Annotated in this window: 24 protein-coding genes; 10 read left to right on the top strand and 14 right to left on the bottom strand. The window is 33.6% G+C overall.

Annotated elements, in window-relative coordinates:
- Positions 1-66: 66 nt before the first annotated feature.
- From rplK to JJ842_04145, 4 genes are all read right to left on the bottom strand, one after another.
- Positions 67-492 (bottom strand): 50S ribosomal protein L11, encoded by a 426-nt coding sequence (rplK, locus tag JJ842_04160; GenBank protein MBO6971103.1) that lies wholly within the window; start codon positions 490-492, stop codon positions 67-69.
- Between the two features lie 67 nt (positions 493-559).
- Positions 560-1171, bottom strand: a complete 612-nt coding sequence (gene nusG / locus JJ842_04155) for a transcription termination/antitermination protein NusG (GenBank protein MBO6971102.1) — start codon at positions 1169-1171, stop codon at positions 560-562.
- A 49-nt stretch (positions 1172-1220) separates the two neighbouring features.
- On the bottom strand, positions 1221-1463 hold the full coding sequence (gene secE / locus JJ842_04150) for a preprotein translocase subunit SecE (GenBank protein MBO6971101.1): 243 nt from the start codon (positions 1461-1463) through the stop codon (positions 1221-1223).
- Positions 1464-1523: 60 nt separating this feature from the next.
- Positions 1524-4277 carry an AAA family ATPase gene (locus tag JJ842_04145; GenBank protein ID MBO6971100.1) on the bottom strand — a complete coding sequence of 918 codons (2754 nt, stop codon included), beginning with the start codon at positions 4275-4277 and terminating at the stop codon, positions 1524-1526.
- Between the two features lie 262 nt (positions 4278-4539).
- Here JJ842_04145 and eno point away from each other — a divergent pair, with 262 nt between their 5' ends.
- The gene (eno, locus tag JJ842_04140; GenBank protein ID MBO6971099.1) at positions 4540-5832 is read left to right on the top strand and encodes a phosphopyruvate hydratase; all 1293 of its coding nucleotides are present in this window, start codon (positions 4540-4542) and stop codon (positions 5830-5832) included.
- A 5-nt stretch (positions 5833-5837) separates the two neighbouring features.
- On the opposite strand, the gene JJ842_04135 is transcribed toward eno, so the two are convergent.
- Positions 5838-7505, bottom strand: a complete 1668-nt coding sequence (locus JJ842_04135; GenBank protein MBO6971098.1) for an AarF/ABC1/UbiB kinase family protein — start codon at positions 7503-7505, stop codon at positions 5838-5840.
- A complete protein-coding gene (locus JJ842_04130; GenBank protein MBO6971097.1) occupies positions 7502-7819 on the bottom strand; it encodes a hypothetical protein in 318 nt (105 codons plus the stop codon). Before JJ842_04130 ends, JJ842_04135 begins: the two co-directional genes overlap by 4 nt.
- A 253-nt stretch (positions 7820-8072) precedes the next feature.
- Between JJ842_04130 and JJ842_04125 the strand changes: the two genes are divergently transcribed.
- On the top strand, positions 8073-9029 hold the full coding sequence (locus JJ842_04125; GenBank protein ID MBO6971096.1) for an FAD-dependent oxidoreductase: 957 nt from the start codon (positions 8073-8075) through the stop codon (positions 9027-9029).
- A gap of 24 nt (positions 9030-9053) precedes the next feature.
- Here the strand turns inward: JJ842_04125 and JJ842_04120 are convergent, their stop codons facing one another.
- The 3 genes from JJ842_04120 to JJ842_04110 are packed head-to-tail and all read right to left on the bottom strand — an operon-like array spanning position 9054 to position 11995.
- The gene (locus JJ842_04120; GenBank protein ID MBO6971095.1) at positions 9054-9335 is read right to left on the bottom strand and encodes a transcriptional regulator; all 282 of its coding nucleotides are present in this window, start codon (positions 9333-9335) and stop codon (positions 9054-9056) included.
- A gap of 2 nt (positions 9336-9337) precedes the next feature.
- Positions 9338-10336, bottom strand: coding sequence for a sodium-dependent bicarbonate transport family permease (locus tag JJ842_04115; GenBank protein ID MBO6971094.1), 999 nt, complete (start codon positions 10334-10336; stop codon positions 9338-9340).
- 3 nt (positions 10337-10339) lie between these two features.
- Positions 10340-11995, bottom strand: a complete 1656-nt coding sequence (locus JJ842_04110; GenBank protein MBO6971093.1) for a SulP family inorganic anion transporter — start codon at positions 11993-11995, stop codon at positions 10340-10342.
- 223 nt (positions 11996-12218) lie between these two features.
- Here JJ842_04110 and hemB point away from each other — a divergent pair, with 223 nt between their 5' ends.
- From hemB to JJ842_04085, 5 genes are all read left to right on the top strand, one after another.
- Entirely contained in the window at positions 12219-13220 is a 1002-nt protein-coding gene (gene hemB, locus JJ842_04105; protein MBO6971092.1) for a porphobilinogen synthase, read from the top strand.
- Positions 13221-13282: 62 nt separating this feature from the next.
- Positions 13283-13669, top strand: a complete 387-nt coding sequence (locus JJ842_04100; protein ID MBO6971091.1) for a VOC family protein — start codon at positions 13283-13285, stop codon at positions 13667-13669.
- Positions 13670-13683: 14 nt separating this feature from the next.
- Positions 13684-16095 carry an endonuclease MutS2 gene (locus JJ842_04095; protein MBO6971090.1) on the top strand — a complete coding sequence of 804 codons (2412 nt, stop codon included), beginning with the start codon at positions 13684-13686 and terminating at the stop codon, positions 16093-16095.
- A 41-nt stretch (positions 16096-16136) separates the two neighbouring features.
- Positions 16137-17120, top strand: a complete 984-nt coding sequence (obgE, locus tag JJ842_04090) for a GTPase ObgE (protein MBO6971089.1) — start codon at positions 16137-16139, stop codon at positions 17118-17120.
- 86 nt (positions 17121-17206) lie between these two features.
- Positions 17207-17389, top strand: a complete 183-nt coding sequence (locus JJ842_04085; GenBank protein ID MBO6971088.1) for a hypothetical protein — start codon at positions 17207-17209, stop codon at positions 17387-17389.
- A gap of 68 nt (positions 17390-17457) precedes the next feature.
- Here the strand turns inward: JJ842_04085 and JJ842_04080 are convergent, their stop codons facing one another.
- Positions 17458-17676, bottom strand: coding sequence for a hypothetical protein (locus tag JJ842_04080; GenBank protein MBO6971087.1), 219 nt, complete (start codon positions 17674-17676; stop codon positions 17458-17460).
- Between the two features lie 122 nt (positions 17677-17798).
- Complete coding sequence (locus JJ842_04075; GenBank protein ID MBO6971086.1) at positions 17799-18752, bottom strand: glutathione S-transferase C-terminal domain-containing protein; 954 nt, start codon at positions 18750-18752, stop codon at positions 17799-17801.
- A 23-nt stretch (positions 18753-18775) separates the two neighbouring features.
- Between JJ842_04075 and JJ842_04070 the strand changes: the two genes are divergently transcribed.
- The 3 genes from JJ842_04070 (at position 18776) to aroC (ending at position 22404) form a co-directional block, all read left to right on the top strand.
- Positions 18776-19681 (top strand): aspartoacylase, encoded by a 906-nt coding sequence (locus JJ842_04070; protein ID MBO6971085.1) that lies wholly within the window; start codon positions 18776-18778, stop codon positions 19679-19681.
- A 434-nt stretch (positions 19682-20115) separates the two neighbouring features.
- Positions 20116-21198, top strand: a complete 1083-nt coding sequence (psbA, locus tag JJ842_04065; protein MBO6971084.1) for a photosystem II q(b) protein — start codon at positions 20116-20118, stop codon at positions 21196-21198.
- A gap of 108 nt (positions 21199-21306) precedes the next feature.
- Entirely contained in the window at positions 21307-22404 is a 1098-nt protein-coding gene (gene aroC / locus JJ842_04060) for a chorismate synthase (protein ID MBO6971083.1), read from the top strand.
- A 34-nt stretch (positions 22405-22438) separates the two neighbouring features.
- Here aroC and JJ842_04055 read toward each other — a convergent pair whose 3' ends face one another.
- From JJ842_04055 to sat, 3 genes are read right to left on the bottom strand one after another with little or no spacing between them, the layout of a single operon-like run.
- Positions 22439-23065, bottom strand: a complete 627-nt coding sequence (locus tag JJ842_04055) for a bifunctional 4-hydroxy-2-oxoglutarate aldolase/2-dehydro-3-deoxy-phosphogluconate aldolase (GenBank protein MBO6971082.1) — start codon at positions 23063-23065, stop codon at positions 22439-22441.
- A 19-nt stretch (positions 23066-23084) separates the two neighbouring features.
- Positions 23085-24938 (bottom strand): ATP-dependent zinc metalloprotease FtsH, encoded by a 1854-nt coding sequence (gene ftsH / locus JJ842_04050; protein MBO6971081.1) that lies wholly within the window; start codon positions 24936-24938, stop codon positions 23085-23087.
- Between the two features lie 46 nt (positions 24939-24984).
- A complete protein-coding gene (sat, locus tag JJ842_04045) occupies positions 24985-26160 on the bottom strand; it encodes a sulfate adenylyltransferase (GenBank protein ID MBO6971080.1) in 1176 nt (391 codons plus the stop codon).
- Between the last annotated feature and the right edge of the window lie 42 nt (positions 26161-26202).

Here is a 26202-nt window from a genome sequence, read left to right as displayed (position 1 = left end):
AGTAATTTTGGGTGCAAACGGTTATTAACTAACCTCCCCTAAATAGTGAGCAATTTTGTCTTGAAATTATTCAGTAACGGAGACGCCCATATTACGAGCGGTACCCTCAATTACTTTCATTGCTGATTCAACACTAGAACAGTTTAGATCAGGAAGCTTAGTTTTGGCTATTTCTTCTAATTGAGCTTTAGTTATATTCCCAACAGAGCCTTTAGAGGATTCGCCTGATCCTTTCTCTATACCAGCTGCTTTTGTTATTAGAACGGAAGCGGGAGGTGTTTTTGTGATAAAAGTAAAGCTTCTATCTTCAAAAACAGAAATCTCAACTGGAATTACAAAACCTGCTTTATCTTGTGTCCTTGCGTTGTATTCTTTACAAAATGCCATAATATTGACACCATGTTGTCCTAAAGCTGGCCCTACAGGAGGGGCAGGATTTGCTTTGCCTGCTTGTAGAGCAAGCTTGATAACTGCAACAATTTTTTTTGCCATTAGATTAAAGAATTTAAGCTGGAGTAGAAAATGATAATTTTACTCGATAAACATGAATAATTAGAAATTAATTTTGTTTATTGATTTGGGAGAATTCTAATTCTACAGGAGTCTCGCGCCCAAATATTGAAAGTAATGCTTTTAATTTATTTCTTTCTCCAGAAACTTCTATAACTTCTCCCTGAAAATCCTTGAATGGACCACTAGTTACTATGATTCTATCTTTTTCTTCAATATCTAGCTTGATTACAGCTTTTTTCTCTGATGCGCGCTTAAATATTCTATTAACCTCTTGTCTGGATAATGGTCGAGGTTTGATGTGACCTCGCGATCTTCCGCTGCCTCTCCCGTCTTCAGCACCAACAAAGTTAATTACATTTGGAGTACTTTTAACAGCCATCATTGTATCTTCATCCAAAATCATTCTTACGAGAACATAACCTGGGAAAACTTTTTCTTCAGTAGTTTGTCTACTTCCATCTTTTTTTAATTTAATTCCAGGAGTTTGGGGAATTTCAATTTCAATGATTCGATTATTAACACCTAAAGTTACTGATCTCTGCTCGAGAGTCGCTTTTACTTTTTTTTCGCAGCTCGATGCTACTTGAACTGCATACCATCTTGCGATGCTAGTGTTTGCTTTTGAAGAGGTAAGGCTTGTAGTCAATTCGTTACTCATTTTTTTGAAGCTTAATTAAGATCTTTATAAATGGATATTTAGGGATTATTCAACCAAAAATTTGCGAGGCTGCCCATCCATAGAATCTACTGACAGATGCTATTGCTGCCGCAGAAAACGATACCATAATTATAACCGCTACAGATTCGCTAAAAAGTTGTTGTTTGTTTGGCCACACGACAAGTTTAAGCTCATCGTAGGTAGATCTAAAAAAATTATTCTTTTTTTTAGGCTCTTCAATTTCAGGAGAATCCTTTTTTAGAGGTTCTTTATTAGTAGTAGGACTTGTCACAAAATTTTTTTGAAAATAAGCTTTACGCTTTAACTTTATTTTAGCTTATTGATTTACTCCTCAGCTAGGTTTGAAAACTATCTCATCTTTTTTAGCGGGATTAAGTTTAATTGTGATATTTTTTTTGTTTTTAAAGTTATCCTCTAAAAGTTTTGCAGCCAAGGGATTTTCTATTTGTCTTCTAAGTTCCCTGCTAAGTGGCCTAGCACCATATTCAGGTTCGTAAGAATCGTTTGCAATTTTATTAACAACTTTTTTGTCTATTGTGATATTTATTTTCTGTTCAAGTAGGAGGTTTTTTAAATCTTCTGTTTGTAAAATAATAATTTTCTGAAGTTCATGAATTGTTAATGGATCAAACTTTACTACTTCATCAATTCTGTTTAAAAATTCTGGTCTAAAAATTGAAGACAATGTATTATTGATAGAATTTTCTAGAGTTTGGAGGTCTTCTGACTGTTCTTCACTTTTAGAAATCTTTTGTGAATACTCCAGTATGACTTTCCCAGCTAAATTGCTTGTCATAATTATTACGGTATTTTTGAAGTCCACTGTTCTACCTTGGGAGTCCGTCAATCTTCCCTCATCTAAGACTTGTAGAAGGATATTAAACACTTCAGTATGTGCTTTTTCTATCTCATCAAGAAGTATTACTGAATATGGTTTACGTCTTACAGCTTCAGTTAATTGTCCACCTTCCTCATAACCTACATAGCCTGGAGGAGCGCCTAAAAGTCTTGCAACTGCATTTTTTTCCATATATTCACTCATATCTAATCTTAAAAGTGCTTCTTCTTCATTAAATAAAGCTGATGCAAGAGATTTAGCTAATTCTGTTTTCCCAACCCCTGTGGGACCCATAAACAGAAAGGAGCCTACTGGTCTTTTTGGGCTTTTCATGCCGACTCGAGCCCTCCTAATTGCTGAAGAAACAGCTTCTATAGCCTTTTCTTGTCCAATAACTTTTTCTCTTAGTTCTGCCTCTAAATTAACTAGTTTCTTCCTTTCATTTGAAACTACTTTAGAAATTGGAATGCCTGTGATCTTTGATATGACATCAGCAATATCATCAGGTTCAACTTGATATTTAAACGGGAAATTTCTATTTTTATTTATTTTTTTAAAGTTAATTTCAACTTTTTGAATTTCATTCTCTATTTCATGTAATTCTTCTTCAAGCTTTTCTAAAAAATCCAGATCTTTTTCGATTTCATAATTTGATTTATCTTTAATTTTTTTGATTAGCCTATCTTCTTCTCTCATCAGAATAGATAATTGTTCCATTTCTTCGAGCAAATTATTCCAATTATCGATAAGGACATTCAATTTTGCCTCAGATTGGTCTCTCATATTTAGTAGCTTCTCTTTATCTTCGATATCTTCATCAGGCAGATTCCTCAATTTTACATCAATATTATTTATCTTTTTTTCTTGTAGGATTATCAATTGCGGCTTATTGTTAGATTCGATTTTTAGTTGTGCGGCCGCTTCATCAATTAAATCAATTGCTTTATCAGGGAGACATTTATCGCTGATATATCTGTCGGCTAATTTTGCAGAATAATTTATAGCATCTTCAGAAATTCTTATGCCATGGTGTAGTTCATATTTCTTTTTAATGCCTTGAATTATTTTTGCGCTCAATTCTACTGAAGGTTCATTAACAATTATCTTTTGAAAGCAATTATTTAATGCCTGATCTTTTTCAATAGTTTCGCGAAATTTTTCAGGTGTTGTTGTACCAATACATCTAAGTTCTCCTTCCGCTAGTAAAGGCTTGAGAATATTACTAATATCTGCAGTAGATCTATCAGAACTTAATATTGAGTGAATTTCATCAATAAATAAAATCATACCTTGGCTTGGATCGTTTAATTCCTGAAGTATTAAGCTTAGTCTTTCCTCTAGTTGACCTCTAAACTTTGTACCAGAAACTAATGCACCCAAGTCAAGTGAAATAATTTTAAAGTTTTTTAAAGAATCAGGAACTTTTTTATCCACAATTAATTGTGCTAGCAATTTCGCAATTGAGGTTTTACCAACTCCAGGATTACCTATCAGTATTGGATTGTTTTTGTTTCTTCTACAGAGAACCCTCATTAAATTATTTATCTCATTTTCTCTTCCTATAACTGGATCAAGTAAACCTTTTTTGGCTGATTCTGTTAAATCTTTCCCATAAATTGAAAGAGCATTTTCATCTTTTTTAACTCGTTTATTGGGTTCGATTTGAAGTTCACTTTTAGGTAATGGAACAATAGCTTTTTCTGATTTTTCCTCTTTGACTTTTGTCTCTTTGTTTGATTCAAAATTATTTTGATTGTTTATCTCAATTAAGTTTTTATAATCAACAGAATCTTTTGATTGATTTATATTTGGGAAAAACTTTAATTCTTCTTCTAATTTTTCCATTGATAGATTTCCTTCTTGAAAAACATAATTACCTATTCTTGAATCTCTTCCAAGAGCAATAAGTAAATGCGGGATTTCTATGAATTTTGACCCCCATTGAATTTTAATCTGATTTGCATTATCTAATAAAATTTCTAAATCTTCTCCAATAGTAAAAATATCTGATTCGTTTGTTGGTGTCTCTTCTAAAAAATCTTCTGTTATATCTAAAACTGTATCTTGGTCTATTGATAAATTTTCGATGAAAGCAAAGAATTCACTTGATGTAAACAATGTATGAATTATGTGTTCAATATTAAATTCGCTATGATCCCATTTTTTTGCAGTTTCTTCACCTAATAGAAGAAGATTCCAACTTATATCGCTAAAAAGTTCAGGACTGGATGTTAGGGTTTCTCTCATAAACTATAAAAACTATAGTTGATTATCAATTAATATTCTAAATAAGTTCTTCATTAATAATCATCCCACAATTTTCAAATTGTAAGATGAAATATTAAAATATGCTTATGCAAAAAATCATGCAATGTTTAGGATTAATAAAAACCCTAAATAACATCCAAGTTGTTCTGAAATTAAAAATTATGTTAGGTTAACAAATTTATTTCAGATATTAGCCAAATAGTTCAGCTATTAATAGGATTTAAATAGTAATAATTAAATTGTGAAAGAAACTATTGATTTTCTTATTGACACTGTTGAAGCAAGGCAAGTACTTGATTCAAGAGGCAATCCGACTGTAGAGGCAGAAGTATTTTTGGAATGTGGAGCAAGTGGTACAGCAATTGTTCCTAGCGGAGCGAGTACAGGTGCTCATGAGGCACATGAATTAAGAGATGGCGGTTCAAAATATATGGGCAAGGGCGTTTTAAATGCTGTTAATAAAATTCATGAAACAATATCCCCGGCTTTGTGTGGGTTGTCAGCTTTAGATCAAACCGTGGTAGATAACCTAATGATTGAAATTGATGGAACTCCTAATAAGTCTAACCTTGGAGCAAATTCAATCCTTGCAGTAAGTCTTGCAACAGCAAGAGCATCAGCAAATGCTTTAGACATCCCCCTCTATAGGTATCTTGGAGATCCATTATCCAATCTTTTACCAGTCCCATTGATGAATGTAATAAATGGTGGTGCTCACGCACCAAATAGTCTTGATTTTCAGGAATTTATGCTTGTCCCACATGGAGTTAATAATTTCAGTGAAGCATTAAGAATGGGTACTGAAATTTTTCACTCATTAAAATCATTACTTGATAAACAAGGTCTATCTACCGCTGTAGGTGATGAGGGTGGATTTGCCCCTAATTTGTCATCGAGCGAAGAAGCAGGGGACTTATTATTAGAAGCAATTCAAAAAGCTGGATTTAAGCCTGGTGAGCAGGTATCTTTAGCTTTAGATGCTGCAAGTACTGAATTTTATAGTGATGGTATTTATAAATATGAAGGGAAAAATTTAAATAGCTCTGAAATGATTTCATATCTTTCAAAGTTAGTTTCTAATTATCCAATAGTTTCCATAGAGGATGGTTTAGCAGAGGATGATTGGGAGGGTTGGTCAGAATTAAATAAAGAATTAGGAAATAAAGTCCAGCTTGTCGGTGATGATTTATTCGTTACAAATACAGAAAGGTTACGGAAGGGGATTATGGAAAAATCTGCGAATTCAATCTTAATTAAGGTAAATCAAATTGGAACACTAACTGAAACTTTGGAAGCTATTGAGTTGGCAAAAATGTCTGGATTCACAAGTGTTATTAGTCATAGAAGTGGCGAGACTGAAGATACAACAATTGCTGATTTATCTGTGGCCACAAGATCAGGTCAGATTAAAACTGGTTCTTTGAGTAGAAGTGAAAGGATTGCAAAATACAATAGGCTTCTAAAAATTGAGGAGGAATTGGGAAATCAAGCAAGATTCGCTGGCGCTTTAGGTTTAGGACCCAAAAATATATAGTCTTTCTAGCGCTTAAGTTTTTCTAAGCGTGAGCCTTTTCTCATACTTAACTGGCATTTTATCCAATCAATACTTATTGGTAGTGCAAAAAAAAGTGGCAATAATGCAAAATTATTTTGTTTATTTGTTACTAGTAAAGCTGATGCAATTGATAAGCTTCCAATAAGAATAGAGTGTCCTAACGTTTTTTGAGCAGTAAACATTTTTTTAAATTGCCTATCAGACTCTCCCATTCTTATTTGCAATTGTAGATCGCCCTGCTCTAATCTTTCTAAACTTTCATCTATTCTTTTGGGAATTCCAACAGCTTTCGATCCTAGTTCACCTACTTGCCTTCCAAATTGGTTTATTAAATCGTTAGGAGTTTGATTATTTGAAGTCATAAGTTCTATTAAGTAAGGCTTGGTAACTGATACAAGGTTAAACCCTGGGTCAAGCATTCTACCAACTCCTTCAAAAGTTGATAAAGCTCTCATCACAAAGATTAAATCTACTGGTAGTTGAAATGGTGTTTCATAAACAAGTTCGTATAAATCTCCAGATAATTTTTCAATAATATTTGGACTAAATGGTGGAGTTAAGGCTTCTTTAAGCATTAATCTGACTAATCTTCTCACAGGTCCTACATCAATATCTTTTGAAATTAATCCAGCTTGTTGTAATTGATTTACGAGTGATGAGGCGTCTCTTAAAGCAGCAGCCTTAACCATTGCCCCTAATCTTGTTTGAAGGTTATTTGAGATATTGCCCATCATTCCAAAATCATAAAAAATTAATTTACTCTTATTTGAAACTGCTAGATTTCCTGGATGAGGGTCTGCATGAAAAAAACCGTAATTTACTAATTGTTTTAAATAGCTAATGGCACCTATTTCTGCAATTTTAGGTAAATCAATTTCTTGGGATTGTAATTTTTCTAGATCACTTATTTTTGTTCCTTCTAGATAACTTAAACAAAGTACTTTTTCACTGCTCATATCCCAAATTACTTCAGGAACTTCAACATTTTCATCATCAAGAAATTGCTGTCTAAATCTTGCTGCATATTGTGCTTCGCAATTAAAATCAAGCTCCTTCATTAGAACTTTCTTACACTCTTTAGCAATTTCAACCCAGTTTCTACCTCGACTCCAATTCTTATTTTTCTGCAACAATCCTGCTATCTGTTGCATTATGCTTAAATCGATAATAAATAATTCTTTTAGATTCGGTCTTTGAACTTTAAATACTACTTTCTTACCATCTTTTAAAGTTGCTCTATGAACCTGAGCCAGTGATGCTGATCCAACAGGATCGCATAATATTTGATCTATTTCTTTAAACTTAGATCCTAGCTCTTCTCTGATAGTTTCTTCAACTTGGGTATATGAAAAATTAGGAACTTGATCCTGCAATTTAGACAATTCCTTTATCCAGGTATTAGGAATTAAATCAGGTCTCGCGGACAATAATTGTCCAATTTTAATAAATGCTGAACCAAGCTTTATTAATTGATTAGTAAACCATCTCGCTCTTCTAATTTGGACCCTACTTTTTGTATCACTTTTAGTTTGGAAAATTGTAAATCTAATATTATCTAGCCACAAATTTATTAAAAGCAGAATCAGAGTTTTCCAAATAAGCAAGGCCCTCTTCAATTTTTTTAAACGATAATGAAGAATTTGGTAACTCATTTAATTTGATTATTTATGGTTTTATTAAAGAGATCAATTTGCTCATTAATACTTTCAATTTCATTCAAAGCTTTTTTTATTTTGGAATCTTGATAAGTATTTGTGGACTCATTCGCTTGAATGTTCTCGGCTTTCTCCATTTTTGAGGCTTCTTCTACTATGGATTCTTTTAAACTATCAAATTCTTTTTTGAAAATTTCTGGTACGTCCTGAGCAATATTTGCTGCTTCCTCAATTTTTTCAACCAATATCTCGTTTAATTTTTCGGTTACTTTCTTAATTGCAGCTTTTAAAATGTAATCAGAGTTGGTCATGAAAAATATAATGTTTCTACAGCAATTGATTTTTCGATCTGATCTAATAATAGATCAATAGCGAACATTTCAGGTAACTAATCATTCTGATAATTAATTTTTTATATTTTTCCTATGTAAGTTTGTTTCTATATTATGCTTTTTTCTTTTTTTTCTTTTAACTTATATCTATATGAAGGTTAGGTATTTACATTAAAGATATCTTCTAACCAAAAACTCATCTAATTAACTACTAAAAAGGAGTTTTATTAAATTGGAAATTATTGAGTCAGATGTAGTTATTATCGGAGGAGGCCCGGCCGGATGTACCTGCGCACTTTATACATCTCGTTCAAACTTAAAAACGGTAATTCTAGATAAAAATCCATCTGTTGGAGCCTTAGCAATAACTCATCAAATAGCTAATTATCCAGGAGTTCCAGTTGATATAAGTGGGGATAAATTACTCACTTTAATGAGAGAACAGGCTGTGCAATACGGCACAGACTATAGAAGAGCACAAGTTTTTGGAATAGACGCTAGTGGAGAATGGAAAATAGTTTATACACCCGAAGGCACTTTCAAAGCTAAAGCACTTGTACTTGCAAGTGGTGCTATGGGTAGGCCTGCATCATTTAAGGGTGAAGCGGATTTTCTTGGCAAAGGAGTAAGTTATTGTGCTACGTGTGATGGGGCTTTTTATAAAAATAGAGAAGTCGCCGTTGTTGGAGTGAACAAGGAGGCAATTGAAGAGGCAACTGTTCTAACTAAATTCGCATCAACTGTTCATTGGATTACATCAAGTGATCCTAAATCAGATAATGAAGAAGCTATGGAATTGATGGATAATTCAAATATAAAACATTGGAGTAGAACAAGATTGTTGGAAATATTGGGTGATGATATGGGTGTTAATGGGGTTGTTGTAAAAAATAAGCAAGAAGAAAATCCTATTAATTTAAATTTAGATGGAGTCTTTGTTTATATGAGTGGTTCAAAGCCAATTACTGATTTCTTAGGGGATCAAATTGCTCTAAAAGAAGACGGAGGAGTTATTGTCGATGACTTTATGTCTACAAACTCTGATGGAGTATGGGCTATTGGAGATATAAGAAATACACCATTTAAGCAAGCCGTCGTAGCAGCTTCTGATGGATGCATTGCAGCAATGTCAATTGATAGATATCTAAATAGTAGAAAAAATATAAGAGTTGATTGGATTCACTCTTAAAACAAAATATTATTTATCTTAATTTTATAGTGGAGTTGCTTCAGAAATATAAGCGACACCTCCGTAATAGCTTAAATCATCCCTAATATTGTCTCTCATTTTATCTATTAATTCTTGTTCACAAAAAACAATTACATGAACATTCGATCCAAATCCTGTAAATTCCATATCTTCAGTAACAACTCTTTCAGGACCTCTACCCGTTGCATGTTTCATAACTGTATATCCAGGAACATTAGCTTTTTCTAATGTTTTAATGATTGCATCTAGTTCTCGTTCACTAAATATTAAGTCTAATCTTTTCATTTTTATAGAGGAGAAAGAGGGATAATAGTATTTACTAAACTCATGTATATTGGAATACCAAGAACGATATTGAATGGGAAAGTTAGCCCTAGTGTTGTTGAAATATAATAACTAGATTTTGCTTCTGGGACTGTCATCCGCATAGCAGCAGGGACTGCTAGATACGAGGCACTAGCACATAAAACCACAAATAAAAGTGCATTGCCAGGTCCTAAAGCTAAGAATCTTGCAACGAAAACACCTATAAATGCATTAAATAAAGGCATGAAAATTGCAAATCCAATCAAGAACGAACCCGCATTTTTCAGTCTCGGCAATCTTTGAGCAGCAACTATTCCCATATCTAACAAGAAGAAGCATTCTGCCCCATAGAACAATTGTCCAGTAAAAGGCTCCATTTTTTCAATTCCTGAGGGATTACTGGAAGCAGTGAGAAATCCTACAATCAAGCTTGAGAGCAATAAATAAACTGAGCCATTCAAAAGCGATTCGTGTAAAATTGAGCTTAAATGCATTTTTCTTGATTTTGGTCTATTTTTGGGGGCTGCAAATTTCACAAGTAATAATCCAACAATTATTGCAGGAGATTCCATTAAAGCTAAGGCACCAACCATAAACCCATCAAAAGCTATTTTTTGACTCTCCAAAAAACTTTCTGCGGAAATAAATGTAACAGCACTAATTGAACCGTATGCTGCTGCTATGGCGGCTGAATTAAAGACATCAAACTTAAATCTTAAAATTAAAAATCCAATAAGCGGGATTACTAGTGACATAAGTATTGCAGCGCTTAGAGTAGGCAATACTTGATCAGTAAATCCACTTTTCTGTATCTCTATACCTCCTTTAAACCCAATTGCTAAGAGCAGATATAACGAAAAGAGTTTTGGTAATGGAGCTGGTATTTCCAAATCAGATTTAAAGAGTACTGATATTGCTCCAATCAAAAAGAAAAGAACTGGTGGGGCTAGTACATTTTGCAGAATTGGATTTATTTCCATAAATTACAGGGCTATTTCATTTAGAGCAGTTTCTAAAGCTTCTTTTCTTGTTTCAATAATGCCTTCAACTCCAAACTTAGCTAATCTATCTTTAACTTTTTCATTCGCACCAGCAACAAATGCTTTCCTGGAATTATTTTTTGCTTCTTGCATCATATCCTCTATCGCGAGAGTAGCCGTGACTCCTAGTCTTGGTACATCAGTGATGTCTAATATTAAAACCTTGTAGTTTCTTACAAGCATCATTCTCTCAGATATACCTTTAGCTGCTCCAAAACTAAGTGGTCCTTTTAGTCTAAATAACATTACTTCTCCTGAGCATCTATCCAGAAGTGCTTTTTCATCAGCAGGTAATGCATTTTTTGCTTGATCATCTTCTGATAAAGGATTATCCTCATCCATACCTTCTAGTTGAGTTTCAGTTATTGAATCAATAGTGAGCATATTTGCTATGAATACACCTACTAAAACTGCCCAAATTAAATCCCAAAAAACAGTCATTAAAAGTACGCCGTACATTACTACTGATGTTTTTAAAGATAATTTGTGAGCTCTCCTCAAGAATCCCCAATCAATAATATCCAGGCCTACTTTTATAAGAATTCCTGCTAGCAATGCAGTTGGTATTTGCTCAGCTAAAGGTCCCGCACCAACTAAAACTATCAACAATACGACTGAGTGAACCATGCCAGAGATGGGGGTTGATCCTCCAGATTTAACATTTATAACTGTTCTCATGGTTGCTCCTGCCCCAGGTAAACCTGAAAAAAGACCTGCAACAGCATTTCCTATTCCTTGACCAATAAGTTCTCTATCAGAATTATGTTTTGTTTGTGAGATATTGTCTGCTACTAGAGATGTCAGTAAGGAGTCAATAGCGCCAAGTACTGCTAGGACTAGTCCTGCCTTGAAGATAATTGGGAAATATTGATTAAAACTTGGGAAATTTAAAGATGGAACTCCCCTTGGGATTTCACCAATTCTATCAATAGCTCCATCTCCAAAAATTAATATTGATATTGGGGTAACTATCAATAGTGCTAAGAGAGGAGAAGGAACCCACTGACTTATTTTTCTAGGAGTAAGAAATACTATACCTAGTGTCATTATTGCTACTCCAATAGCAGCACCGTTGGGCTGAAAATTTGAAAATACAGTAGTTAAAGATTCGACTACTCCACCTCTAGTACTAATTCCAAGTAATGGTCCAATCTGAAGCGCAATGATTATTACTCCAATACCAGACATAAATCCTGAAACAACAGAATATGGAACTAAAGTAATATATTTACCTAGTTTTAGAATCCCGAATAATATTTGCAGTAAGCCGCCAATGACTACCGCTGCCATAACTAAGGGTAAAATTTGTCCTGCAGAAAGATCTCTTGGAACCCCTACTGCTGCTAAGCCTGCTACTACACCAGCAACAGTTACACTCATGGGACCGGTAGGTCCACTAACCTGAGCAGGTGTTCCGCCGAATAATGCTGCTAAAAAGCCAACTACTACTGCTCCATATAGTCCATAAATTGCTCCACCAGGTCCTAAAGCAGCATTACCAAAAGCAAGAGCGAGAGGTAAAGCCACTACTGCGGCTGTTATACCTCCAAGAATATCGCCCCTCACATTTTTCAGATGAAATCCATTAATTATTTTCAAAGATGTTCTCCTTAAAATAAAGCTTAACTAGAAGATATTATCTCTTAATGACGTAAATTTGTGAAAAATGAAGTTTGTGCAAAATATTTTTGTAACTTTTTTTCTCTGTAATAAAATCAATTTTAGTTAATTTTCCTGAACAAAAGTAGTCTCTGATTGATTTATGTGCGAGGCAAGCGATTAATGTATTAGATAAATATTTTTCAATTTAAATAATATTCAAATGAATTCGATTATTCGTCCTAGAAGATTAAGAAGAACAGAGGCAATTAGAGAAATGGTTCGAGAAAATCATCTAAAAGCATCGGACTTTATATATCCATTATTTATTCATGAAAAAGATTTTAAAGAGGAAATTTCAGCAATGCCTGGAATTTATAGATGGGATATTAATGGCTTAATAAAGGAGGTTACTAGGGCATGGGAATTGGGAATAAGATGTGTGGTTCTTTTCCCAAAAATTAACGATAGCTTAAAGACTGAAGATGGAGCAGAATGTTTTAATGATGACGGCTTAATACCTAAAGCTATTCGAATATTAAAAAAAGAGATTCCAGAAATGGCAATAATGACAGATGTTGCTTTGGACCCATACTCTTGTGATGGTCATGATGGATTAGTTGATGAAACTGGAAAAATATTGAACGACGAAACAATCGAAATTTTAAAAAAACAAGCTTTAACACAAGCAAGAGCTGGAGCAGATTTTATTGGCCCTAGTGACATGATGGATGGGCGAGTTGGAGCAATCAGAACTGTTCTTGATAGTCAAGGATTTAGTGATGTAGGTATTATTAGTTACACAGCAAAATATTCATCTGCTTATTATGGACCATTTAGAACTGCTTTAGATTCTGCTCCTAGAGAAAATAGTAAGAAAATAATTCCAGATAATAAGTCTACATATCAAATGGACCCTGCCAATTCAAAAGAGGCTTTAATTGAATCTGCATTGGATCAGTATGAAGGAGCTGATATTTTGATGGTAAAACCAGGAATTTCATACTTGGATATTGTTTATAGATTAAGCACTTTTTCAAATAAACCAATAGCTGCATACAACGTTAGTGGGGAATATTCTATGGTCAAGTCTGCTGCTATGAAGAACTGGATTAACGAAAAAGATATTGTATTAGAAACATTGCTTAGTTTTAAAAGAGCAGGAGCAAAATTAATACTCACTTATCATGCTTGTGATGCATCTCAATGGTTGCAGGATACTTAAAAACTCATTATTAACAAAAATTTGGTTTATTCTTAGATAAGTAATAAATCAACTGCTTTGTTTTGAAGTTTTCACAAGGAGTAAATAGGATTGGTCACATTGCACTTAGAGTAGAGAATCTCGAAAGGGCGAAATCTTTTTATATAAAGCTCGGTATGAATTTAGTTTGGGACGATAAAGATTGGTCTTATTTAGAAGCTGGTAAAGGGAAAGATGGACTTGCGTTGTTAGGCCCTAGCTATAAATCTGCGGGACCTCACTTTGCTTTTCATTTTGAAAATAAAAAAGAAGTGGAAAATATTCAAAATGATTTAAAAAATTCTGGTGTAAAAGTTGGTCCTTTACATGAACATAGAGATGGAACAGCATCTTTTTATATGAAAGATACTGAAGGAAACTGGCTCGAGATGCTTTATGTTCCTCCTGAAGGGATTCAATCGAATGTTTGATTCTTTTTTTTTGTATGCCAGAGAAAAGTTATTCAAAAAAATCATATTCAGATAACACGTTAGAAGAAGAATCTATAAACCTTTTAGAATGGGATTCATTAAAAACGCATTTATCTTCGTTCGCCTCAACGGAAATGGGTAAACGAGCAATTTTAAGTTTTGGTATTCCTTCAGAATACGAAGCCTCTAAAAGACTTTTGAATGAAACTGTTGAAATAAATGAGCTAGAAAATAATTTAGATAAATCAATTAGTTTTTCTGGTGTTTTTGATATTAGTAGAAATATTGAAATTTGTTCCAAGGGAGGTGTAATTGGATCTTCTGAATTGTTAGAGATAGCGAAAACAATTGCTGCAGCAAGAAATTTAAAAAAAATTTTATTAGATTTTGAAGAAAGGCCTTATATTTCATCATTTACAAAAAATTTAATTGACCATAAGAATATCGAAATTATTTTTAAAAGTGGCATTGAATCTAATGGAAGGATTTCAGACAATGCAAGTAATCAACTATCTATTCTTAGAAAAGAATTATTATCTAAGAAACTTGAAAGAAAAATATTAGTTGAGAAATTTATTCAAAAGAATTTAGCTTATTTGCAAGATACTACTATTGGAGATCGATATGGTAGGCCTGTTTTAGCAGTCAAAGTTAATTATCTAGATAAATTTAAAGGCATAATTCATGACTCTTCATCCTCAGGAAATACAGTATATTTTGAGCCTGAAAGTGTAGTTATTAAAGGAAATAAGATTGCTTCTTTAGAGGCTAGGATCACAGCAGAAGAATTTAAATTACTAAAGAAATGGTCCCAAGTTGTTAGTGATAATTCAGAAAGTCTTATTGAAATGGCATCCATTTTATTGAGATTAGAAAATGCTCTAACTCGTTCAAGATATTCGAAATGGATAGGAGGGAAACCTCCTACCTTTGATAAAAATCCTATTATTTCTTTAATTGGTTTTTCTCATCCGTTATTGATTTGGGAACACAAGAAAAAAGGAGCTCCTCCTCCAGTGGCTGTCGATTTTCACATAAATAGAAATATTAAGGTTGTAGCTATTACAGGTCCAAATACTGGAGGTAAAACGGCAGCTTTAAAAGGTTTGGGGTTGTCTTTACTTATGGCTAGAGCAGGATTATTGATACCCTCAATTAATAACCCTATTATCCCTTTTTGTCCAAATATATATGTGGATATAGGAGATAATCAATCATTAGAAGAAAATTTATCTACCTTCAGTGGGCATATATCCCGCATAAAAGAGATATTGGATTCACTTGATAATAAAAAAGGATTATCTGTTGTTTTGTTAGATGAGATTGGATCTGGTACAGATCCTCTTGAAGGAAGTGCTCTTGCGATGGCTTTATTAAAAGAGTTTGCAAATAAATCTGATATCACTTTAGCAACTACACATTATGGAGATATTAAGGCTCTTAAATATAATGACTCAAGATTTGAAAACGTATCAGTCGCCTTTGATGAGGATTCTTTGAAGCCAAAGTATATACTCAACTGGGGTATTCCTGGGAGAAGTAATGCTTTGTCAATTTCAAAGAGAATTGGTCTCGATGAAAGCATACTTAATGAAGCGGCTAGTTATCTAAAGCCAAAAGAGGTTGATAATATTAACAGTATTATTAAAGGACTTGAAGAAGAGAGGATTAAGCAACAAAATTCTGCAGAAGAGGCTGCAGAACTGATTGCAAGGACTGAAATATTACATGATGAACTGAAGAGAAATTATGAATATCAAAAAATAAATGCTGAAAAAATCCAAGAAATTGAGAGGTCTAAATTATCAAAACATATTGTATCCGCTAAAAAAGAGGTAATAGATTTAATTAAAAAATTAAGAGATAAAAATGTTAATGGAGAGGATACGAGAATTATTGGAAAAAGATTAAAGGAAATTGAGATGGAACATTTAACCCAAAAAAAATTTGAAAAGTCAATATCATGGAATCCTCAAGTAGGCGATTTTGTAAAAATTAAAAGTCTAAATAGTACGGGACAAATTGTAGATTTAGATAAAAAAGGTGGTTTTTACGAAGTTAAATGCGGTGCATTCAGAAGCACATTATCTGTAAATGACTTTGAAGGTATTAATGGAGAAAAGCCTAATTTCAAAATGTCAAAGATTGAGATCAACTCTACAAGAGAAGATTTTTCTTTTTCTAAAATTAGAACGAGTAAAAATACAATTGACGTAAGAGGTCTAAGAGTTCATGAAGCCGAAATAATTATTGAGGAAAAAATTAGAAAATTTCATGGACCGCTATGGATTGTTCATGGAATTGGAACAGGGAAATTAAAAAAAGGACTAAGAAATTGGTTATCAGGTTTAAATTATGTTGATAAGATTGAAGATGCTGCCAATAACGAGGGTGGACCTGGTTGCAGTATTGCGTGGATAAAATAAAATTTTAAAATACCTAGAAAACAATTTAATAAGTGTATTAAGTGCAATTTATTGATCAAGCAAGCATTATCCTAAAAGCTGGAAAAGGTGGAAATGGAATAGTTTCATTTAGGAGAGAAAAATTTGTTCCTGCTGGAGGACCTTCGGGGGGAAATGGGGGCAGAGGGGGTTCAATAATTTTGATGGCAGATAATAATCTGCAAACATTATTAGATTTCAAATTCAAACGCGAAATAATCGCTGAAGATGGATGCAAAGGAGGTCCTAATAAAAGGTCAGGTGCTTCAGGCGAGGATACAATCCTTAAAGTTCCCTGCGGTACAGAAATAAGGGATATTAAAACCGGCATTATTTTAGGAGACTTAACTAAAGATAAAGAGAGTTTAACTATCGCCATTGGAGGAAGAGGTGGACATGGTAATGCTTATTATTTAAGTAATCAAAATAGAGCCCCAGAATCATTTACTGAAGGTAAAGATGGTGAGATATGGGAGGTTCAATTAGAACTTAAACTCCTTGCAGAAGTAGGGATTATAGGCCTGCCAAATGCAGGGAAAAGTACTTTAATTTCTGTTTTATCATCTGCTCGTCCAAAAATCGCAAACTATCCTTTCACAACCTTAATACCTAACCTAGGTGTAGTGAGAAAAATAGATGGGAACGGTTGTCTTTTTGCGGATATTCCTGGATTAATATCAGGGGCTGCTGATGGAGTAGGTTTAGGGCATGATTTTTTGAGGCATATCCAAAGAACGAAGATACTTATACACTTAATAGATTCAATTGCAGAAAATCCTATTCAAGATTTTGAGATAATTGAGAAGGAATTAAAAAAATATGGGAAAGGTCTCTTAGATAAGGAAAGGTTAATAGTATTAAATAAAATGGAACTTGTAGATGATGATTATTTGAAAATAATCATAAAAAAGTTAGAAGATTTATCTAAAAAGAAAGTTTTAGTTATTTCTTCATCTTTAAAAAAAGGTTTATCTCCACTGCTTTCTGAAGTATGGAAAAGGATCTAACTTAAATTTAAAAAATTTTTGTTGATAAATATACTTGATTTAGTAGTGAAAATTAGCCATAAATAAGATACTTCTTTAAACACAATATGAATTTCTACAGCTGTTTTGATGAACAAGGAAAAATAATAGCCAGATGTCAAACCATTCAAGATATTGAGGTTCTGAAGAAAATGGGAAGACCAATTGTGGAGGTCAAAGAAATGAAAAATGAGGAGTCTGTTGTATGTTCTTTAACGGGTAGTCCATCTGACTTTAATAGAGATTACTAATAACAATTTAATAAATAAAAAAAGGGCTATAAAAGCCCTTTTTTATACTTTATGCTTTAAAAAAAAACTCAATCATCATAAACGAGACATTCTGGTTCATCTGGGTTGGCGTCGCAAAATAATTCCAAAGCATTAGGGTCATGTTTATCTTCTGGGTGATGTTCCTTATATTCTTCGAGTTCTTTTAGCTCTTCAGTTAAATGTCTGACCTTTGGAAGATTGCCCTCTGCTTTTGCAGATTCGATTTCCGATTGATCTTTTTGGATGTGGTCGTCAATGGATTTCATTTTAAGCTTTTCGTACTTTAGTAGACATACATAACATAGTTAATTTCTAATGAAATTGCATTATCTATGAACTAAATAAGTGTTCATTACAACATCATTATTTTTTTTGGGGAAATTGATTTTTATATTTTTTCGGACTCTAATCTCATTATTTCCTCTAGCGATGGTAAAACTGGGATTAGTTGGTTTGGGTTTAAAGGGAATAAAGCTTTGTAGTAATCTTTTTTCCATTCATTGTCGAAGCATGTCCTTTTTACATTAGATAATTTAAAGAATTTTAATCTCCATTCAATAATCTTTTCAAAACTTGATAGTTCTTGTTCAGTACATTTGAATAGTTTGCTATATATCAATTCCCATCTTATGAGCGTTGGAAAAAGGTAAATATCTGCGTAGGTTAACTCTTTTCCAAATATCCAGTCCCCTCTATTTTTCTGTAGTAAATTTTCAATTTCATTTACAGCTGCGAAAAGATTTTTACTTGCTTTATCGTAAGCTGACTGGTTTCTTGCGAAACCACATTTATATACGCCATCATTAATGCTGTTATTAATTAAATCTAAAAATTTTTGATTACCATCTTTAATACTTAATGACTGATATTTCGATTCACTTTTTATTGAATTGAGTAGTCTCATAATCTGTGAACTTTCATTAGATAGAATATTTACTTCATCTTTTACAAAGCTTATTAAAAGAGGTAATGTCGCTCTAAAAAAAGTCTTTTTATTAGCTTTTTTGTAAAGGTCTGAAAGTCTCATACATCCCTTAATCTTTGTATTGAAAATCCATTCGCCATGCTCAACATCTGCCTTTAAAAAAATTACTTTTACTTTTTTAGATAAATCTTTTAGTTCGTGTACGAGTAAAGTTCTTTGACACCATGGACAAGAATGACCTGCTAATAAATAAATTTGTCCATTTTCATTATTAATATCGTATTCACTATTAGTAGTTATACCTTTAGGCCTTTTATAATTACCATGTAAATCTGATGGCGCGAAGCCATTCATTAATTGGGTCCAAAACCAAAACCAGAATTTTCTGGAGGCCTTTATAAGGTATTTATTTTGCATAAAATTTTATTTATAAAGAAAAAATGACTATTCAAAGAATACTTATTGTTTCAGGCACTCATGGGAATGAAATAAATCCTGTTTGGGCTGTTAAGCAATTTAATAAAAAGGAAAATAGTTTAAATAATGGTATTGAGTATGAGTACATCATAGGTAATCCTGCTGCCTATGAAAAAGGTTGCAGATATATAGATGTAGATTTAAATAGATCTTTTAAAGAAAGTGAGAATTTTGATCAACACAAGAATAGCTTTTATGAAACTAATAGAGCCAATTTTTTAGTAGATGAATTTGGAATTGACGGGTCTAAACCCTGTCAAATTGCAATCGATTTGCACACTACTACTGCAAATATGGGAACTAGCATTGTTATGTATGGGAGGAGACCCAAAGATTTTTGTTTAGCTGCATTACTGCAGAACAAATTTGGATTGCCTATTTATTTGCACGAAAAAGATAAAGCCCAAACAGGCTTTCTTGTAGAGGCTTGGCCATGTGGTTTAGTTATTGAAATAGGACCTGTAGCACAAAATTTTTATGATCAAAATATTATAAATAGATTCTCTCTAATAATTAGGTTCCTAAGGGAAGAGATAGATAAATTAAAAAACAACCTTATAAAACTTCCAAAGGAATTAGTGGTTCACGTTCATCAAGGGAGTATAGATTATCCAAGGGATGAAAAGGGAGATATTGATGGCCTAATTCATCCTGAGAGAATAAACCAAGATTGGAAAATGATTAAAAAAGGAGATCCATTATTTCTGGATAGCCAAGGAATAATCCACAAATATGAACGGGACCAATTAATTTGGCCTGTTTTTATTGGCGAAGTTGCCTATAAAGAAAAAAAAATTGCGATGAGCTATACAAAGAAAGAAGTCATTTTTTCTAATAATCAATGGATTTATGAGTTTGAAAGTCTTTAAATTAAGAAAACAGAACAATAAATTAGTATTCTTAAATAAGGATTGTTTATTTAATAGATAAGTTTATTTAATATTTAATACTTTTATTTTTTTGCTAACTTTTAAATCTTAAAAATTTAAATTCTTTCGCTCCAATAAATAACAGCTCCAAAAGCCTCTAATTGCAGTCTTCTATGCTTAGCCTCTTTTAAAGAAACTACCTCTTTCGATCTTTTTCCGTTAAGAAGCCATTCGATTATTACCAAGTTAAATCCTCAATAACAAAGAAAATATTAAGACATTGAGGTTCTTTTCTTATGTATTGCAAAAAATAAGTTTACTTAAAGAAAAAATATTTACACATTTTTAGCGATTTTGGTCTAAAATCTTCGAAGCGGAATTTATTTTCCGTTTTTATTTACACGTCTCATCTTCGAGACATACTTTACGAACTCATGACAACTATTCAGCAGCAGCGTTCTTCGCTGTTAAAAGGCTGGCCACAGTTTTGTGAGTGGGTAACATCAACTAACAACAGAATTTACGTTGGTTGGTTCGGCGTCTTAATGATCCCATGCCTACTTACAGCAGCGGCTTGCTTCATCGTTGCATTCATCGCAGCACCACCAGTAGACATCGACGGAATTAGAGAGCCAGTTGCTGGTTCTTTCCTATACGGAAACAACATCATCTCAGGTGCAGTTGTTCCTTCATCTAACGCTATTGGTCTACACTTCTACCCAATTTGGGAAGCAGCTACTGTAGATGAGTGGTTATACAACGGTGGTCCTTACCAGCTTGTAATTTTCCACTTCCTAATTGGTATCTCAGCATACATGGGAAGACAGTGGGAGCTTTCATACCGTCTAGGTATGCGTCCTTGGATCTGTGTTGCATACTCTGCACCAGTTTCAGCAGCTTTCGCAGTATTCCTTGTATACCCATTCGGTCAAGGTTCATTCTCTGACGGAATGCCTCTAGGTATCTCTGGAACATTTAACTTCATGTTTGTTTTCCAGGCAGAGCACAACATTCTTATGCACCCATTCCATATGGCTGGTGTTGCTGGTATGTTCGGAGGATCTTTATTCTCAGCTATGCACGGTTCACTTGTTACTTCATCTCTAATCAGAGAAACAACTGAGACAGAATCTCAGAACTATGGTTACAAGTTCGGACAAGAAGAAGAAACATATAACATCGTTGCAGCTCATGGCTACTTCGGTCGTTTGATCTTCCAATATGCAAGTTTTAACAACAGCAGAAGTCTTCACTTCTTCCTAGCTGTATTCCCAGTTGTTTGTGTATGGTTAACTTCAATGGGTATCTGCACAATGGCATTCAACCTTAACGGTTTCAACTTCAACCAGTCAGTTGTTGATGCAAACGGTAAGATTGTTCCTACATGGGGTGACGTTCTTAACAGAGCAAACCTAGGTATGGAAGTAATGCACGAGCGTAACGCTCACAACTTCCCACTTGATCTAGCAGCAGCTGAGTCTACAACAGTAGCTCTTTCAGCTCCAGCTATTGGTTAAGCTTAAAGTTCTTAAATTTACAAGCCCCCTTTTTGGGGGCTTTTTTTTGTTTAATTTTCAATTGGTTTCATATAATGTTTATATATAGATAAAACATTTGATATTTCTATGAGTAGTAGTTTTGGAAAAATTTTTCGTGTTAGTACTTTTGGAGAATCGCATGGTGGTGCAGTAGGAGTTATCCTTGATGGATGTCCCCCAAAGTTAAAAGTAGATATAAATCTAATACAAAATGAATTAGATAGGCGAAGGCCTGGCCAAAGTGACATTACAACACCCAGAAATGAAGAAGATAAAATTGAAATTTTAAGTGGGGTAAAGGAAGGGTTCACACTTGGAACTCCAATAGCGATGTTGGTAAGAAACAAGGATCAGAGACCAGGAGATTATGATAATTTGGAGCAAGTATTTAGACCTTCTCATGCAGATGGTACATATCATCTGAAATATGGAATTCAGGCAAGTTCTGGTGGTGGAAGAGCCTCTGCAAGAGAAACAATTGGGAGGGTAGCTGCTGGTGCTGTAGCAAAACAATTATTAAAAAACTTCTGTAATACTGAAATACTATCTTGGGTAAAGCGTATACATGATATTGATTCTGATATAAATAAAGAAAAGATTTCTCTCAACAAAATAGATTCTAATATTGTTAGATGTCCTGATGAACATGTATCAGCAGAAATGATAGAGAGAATTAAGCAATTAAAGCGTCAAGGAGACTCTTGTGGCGGTGTTATTGAATGTCTAGTAAGAAATGTCCCTTCAGGTCTTGGAATGCCTGTTTTTGATAAATTAGAAGCTGATTTAGCGAAGGCTTTGATGTCTTTGCCTGCCACTAAAGGCTTTGAAATAGGTTCAGGTTTCTCTGGAACTTATTTAAAAGGAAGCGAACATAATGATGCCTTCATTAAATCTGATGATATTAGGAAGTTAAGAACAATATCCAATAATTCAGGTGGTATACAGGGAGGAATAAGTAATGGCGAAAATATTGAGATGAAGATAGCTTTTAAACCTACAGCAACTATCGGGAAAGAACAGAAAACAGTAAATGCTGAAGGAAAAGAAGTTTTGATGAAGGCAAAAGGGAGACATGATCCATGCGTTCTACCAAGAGCAGTTCCTATGGTTGATGCTATGGTGGCTTTAGTACTTGCTGATCATTTACTACTGAATCAAGCTCAATGTGGCTTAATCAATAATTAGTAGTTTCGTTAAAAAATTTATATTTATCTTTGATTTAATTATTTTTTAGCCATTCATATATTTTTGGATCAAATTTTTTTTTAATAATTCCTTTATCTCCAATCACGATTGCTTTATATCCTAAAGATTGATAAGTTTCTACATCATTGATTGATAGGCCTCCAGCAGCGATAAAATCAATACTTCCAAAGTTGAGTATATCTATGGAACTAGCTTTACTTTTGATTGGATAAATTTTTATAATGTTGCAATTTAAATTTATGGCTTCCTCAAGATCTTTTAAATTTTTAATTCCAGGTATTAATAAATAATTTTTTGACTTCGAATAATTAAAGAGATCTTTATCCCAAAATTTCATCATAGAAAAATTTAATCCAATTTTTAATGAATCTTCTATTGATTGCTTATTAACTATGGAGGCAGAGCCTAAATTAATTTGTGGAAAATTGAGTTTGATTTCGGATACAAAATCCAACCACTTTTCATTGTTTGACCAACGTATTTCAATATTTTTTAATCCTAATTTTACTAAGCTTCCTAATTCTTCAAAAAATGAATTTCTTATATAAGTATTTGAGTAAAAATTATCTTCTGGTTTTACAAGTAAAAAAAAAGATTCTTTTAGCAGCAAGTCAGAAAAAGAATCTTCTTTAATATTCATTAAATATTTATTTTTTAAACTAGATATAGTTTGCTACTTTAACTTCTGATCGGTTGATCAAGTCTTGGATATCTTCAGTATCTATAGTTTCTCTTTCGATTAACATTTGAGCCATTTCGTCCAAAACACTTCTATTATCTGTTAAAACTTTTGTGGCTCTCTTATAAGCAACATCTACAAGCTCTGAAACCTCCACGTCAATTGTTGCGGCTGTGTCTTCAGAGAAGTCTCTAGTAGAGCTCATATCTCTTCCTAAAAACATTCCACCTTGAGATTGCCCTAATGCGACAGGACCTATTTTGTCACTCATGCCAAATTTGGTAATCATTTGTCTGGCTACATTAGCAACTTGCTGTAAGTCATTTGAGGCTCCGGTTGTAACTTCTTCTTCTCCATAGACTATTTCTTCAGCAACTCTTCCACCAAGAGCTACAGCCATTTGATTTTGAAGGTAAGAACGAGAGTAAAGACCAGATTCCATTCTTTCTTCACTTGGAGTAAAGAAGGTTAAACCTCCAGCTTGACCTCTAGGAATTATTGAAACCTTTGCTACAGGATCATAATCAGGCATTAACGCTCCAACGAGTGCATGTCCAGCTTCGTGATAAGCAACTAATTCTTTTTTCTTATCACTGATGACTCTATCTTTCTTTTCTGGGCCTGCCATAACTCTTTCAATGGCATCACCGACTTCATCATTACTTACTTTATCTAAATCTTTTCTAGCTGCTAGTATTGCTGCTTCATTTAAAAGATTAGCTAGATCTGCACCAGTAAATCCGGGTGTTCTTCTAGCAACTTTGTCTAAATCAACGTCTTTTGAAAGAGTTTTATCTTTCGCATGAACATTTAATATCTGTAATCTTCCAGCATAATCTGGTCTATCTACTGTTACCTGTCTATCAAATCTTCCAGGGCGCATTAAAGCTGAGTCTAAGACATCTGGTCTATTGGTGGCGGCAACTATAATTATTCCTGAATTACCTTCGAAACCATCCATTTCAGTTAGGAGTTGATTTAATGTTTGTTCTCTTTCATCATTTCCTCCACCCATACCAGCACCTCTTTGTCTTCCAACTGCATCTATTTCGTCAATAAATACAATACAAGGAGCATTCTTTTTAGCTTGTTCAAAAAGATCTCTAACTCTGCTAGCTCCAACTCCTACGAACATTTCTACAAATTCTGAACCAGATATTGAGAAAAAAGGTACACCTGCTTCTCCTGCTACTGCCTTTGCTAACAATGTTTTTCCTGTACCAGGAGGACCTACAAGGAGAACTCCTTTCGGAATTTTTGCTCCGACTGCAGTAAATCTATCTGGGCTCTTAAGAAAATCTACAACTTCTGTGAGTTCTAATTTTGCACCTTCAACACCAGCAACATCTGAAAAAGTTACTTGTGTGGATGGTTCCATTTGGAGTCTGGCTTTGCTCTTGCCAAAACTCATGGCAGGGTTACCACCACCAGCATTCCCGCTTTGGGATCTTCTGAAAAGAAAAAATAGACCTCCAATCAGAAGTACTGGGAAAATCAAGCTACTTATAGCCTGTTGCCATGGATTGGCTAATTTTGTAGGAGTTACAGCTATATCTACGTTATTCTCAGTCAGTATTTTTAATAAATCTTTGTCAGGGGCTAAATTTACCTCAGACCTGCTCCCATCATTTTCAACAACTTGAGCTGTGGCATTATCTGGAGATATTAGGACTCTGCTGATTTCTTTATCTTGTACTGCCTCTATAAAATCACTATATCTCAAGGTCTTTGTAGAGCTTTCGGTACTAGGATTATCAAAAACTGAAGTTCCAATGAAAATTACAGTAATAACAGCTAGGACATAAAGTCCTACGTTTCTCCAACGTTTGTTCACGATAAAAAATCTTTAATAAATCTATATTACTAATTATAAAACAATATTAAGAGCGTCTTAGAACATCTACTACACTTTTGAATGCAAACCATTCAGGAATTGGTTCGCCATTCCTCAATTTCTTTCTAAATTCAGTACCACTAAGTTTCATAATTTCATAATTAAATTCTTTCGCTTCTTCAGCTGTTATATATCCTTTTTCCTTCGTATAAACTAAATTTTTTGAAGGAACTGTTCGCATCATCAATTCATCTGCACACTTATTCGCAAAATTCTGGGCATCATACGGACCATAAAAATCTTCACCAGTTGATGACGACTTACAACCAGCCATATCTCTACCAATAATAAAGTGGGTGCAGCCATAATTTCTTCTGATTATCATATGTTGTAGAGCTTCTCTTGGCCCTGCCATATGCATTGAATAAGGTAAAAAAGCCCATTTTATTCTTTCATCAGATATCTCTTCTTCTAATTCTTTATAGGTCAAATATCTAACTTTTCCAGGGATATCATCTTGTTGAGTTGGCCCACAAGTTGGATGAACTAAAACAACTGAGTTAGAGGAGACATTATCTGAAAGTAAGGCATTAGTAAATAATTCATAATGTGCTCTATGAATTGGATTTCTGCATTGAAATGCAACTACATCATGATTTGATGGCAGTGTAGATCTAACTTCTTCTGGGGTTTTGCAGGGGAATTCTCTAATTGGTAGTTCGAAACCAAAAACTCTTCCTCCTATATAAAATCTACCTCTCTCGTTAAAAATCATCTTAACAGCAGGATGATCTAAAGAATTAGTACCATAACAAAGTTCAGCTTCTAAGGATTTGTCAGGCTCCCATTTAGAGCTAACTTCTAAAACTGCTATTTTTTGTTTTTTATAAGTAAGTAATATTGTCTCTCCAGCTTTTACTTTTTCATTATTTGAATCAAATACAATGGGCAAACCAAAAAGTAACCCGTTTGTATTTCTATTATTTTTAATTACCGAATTATAGTTATTTTCATCCATAAAACCTTCCAATGGAGAAAAAGCTCCAACTATCAAAAGTTCTACATCGCATGCATTTCTCTCGCTACATTCAAACTCATAAGAAGCTTTAGAGATAAGATCATTTTTAAGGTTTTTATCTTTGATAATTAAATTTTTTAGTTCCCCTCCATAAGGCGGTATTAGTCCGTTAGTATCTCTTTTAGTTTTTTGTTGTAATTCCATTTTTTAAATTGATAAAGAAAAATTTTGAAAAAAAAAGAGGGG

It is taken from the genome of Prochlorococcus marinus CUG1433 (assembly GCA_017644425.1).
In the GTDB taxonomy this organism is placed as follows: domain Bacteria; phylum Cyanobacteriota; class Cyanobacteriia; order PCC-6307; family Cyanobiaceae; genus Prochlorococcus_A; species Prochlorococcus_A marinus_U.
Note: the sequence above shows the minus strand (reverse complement) of the source record. Positions and strands in the feature narration are given on the sequence as shown.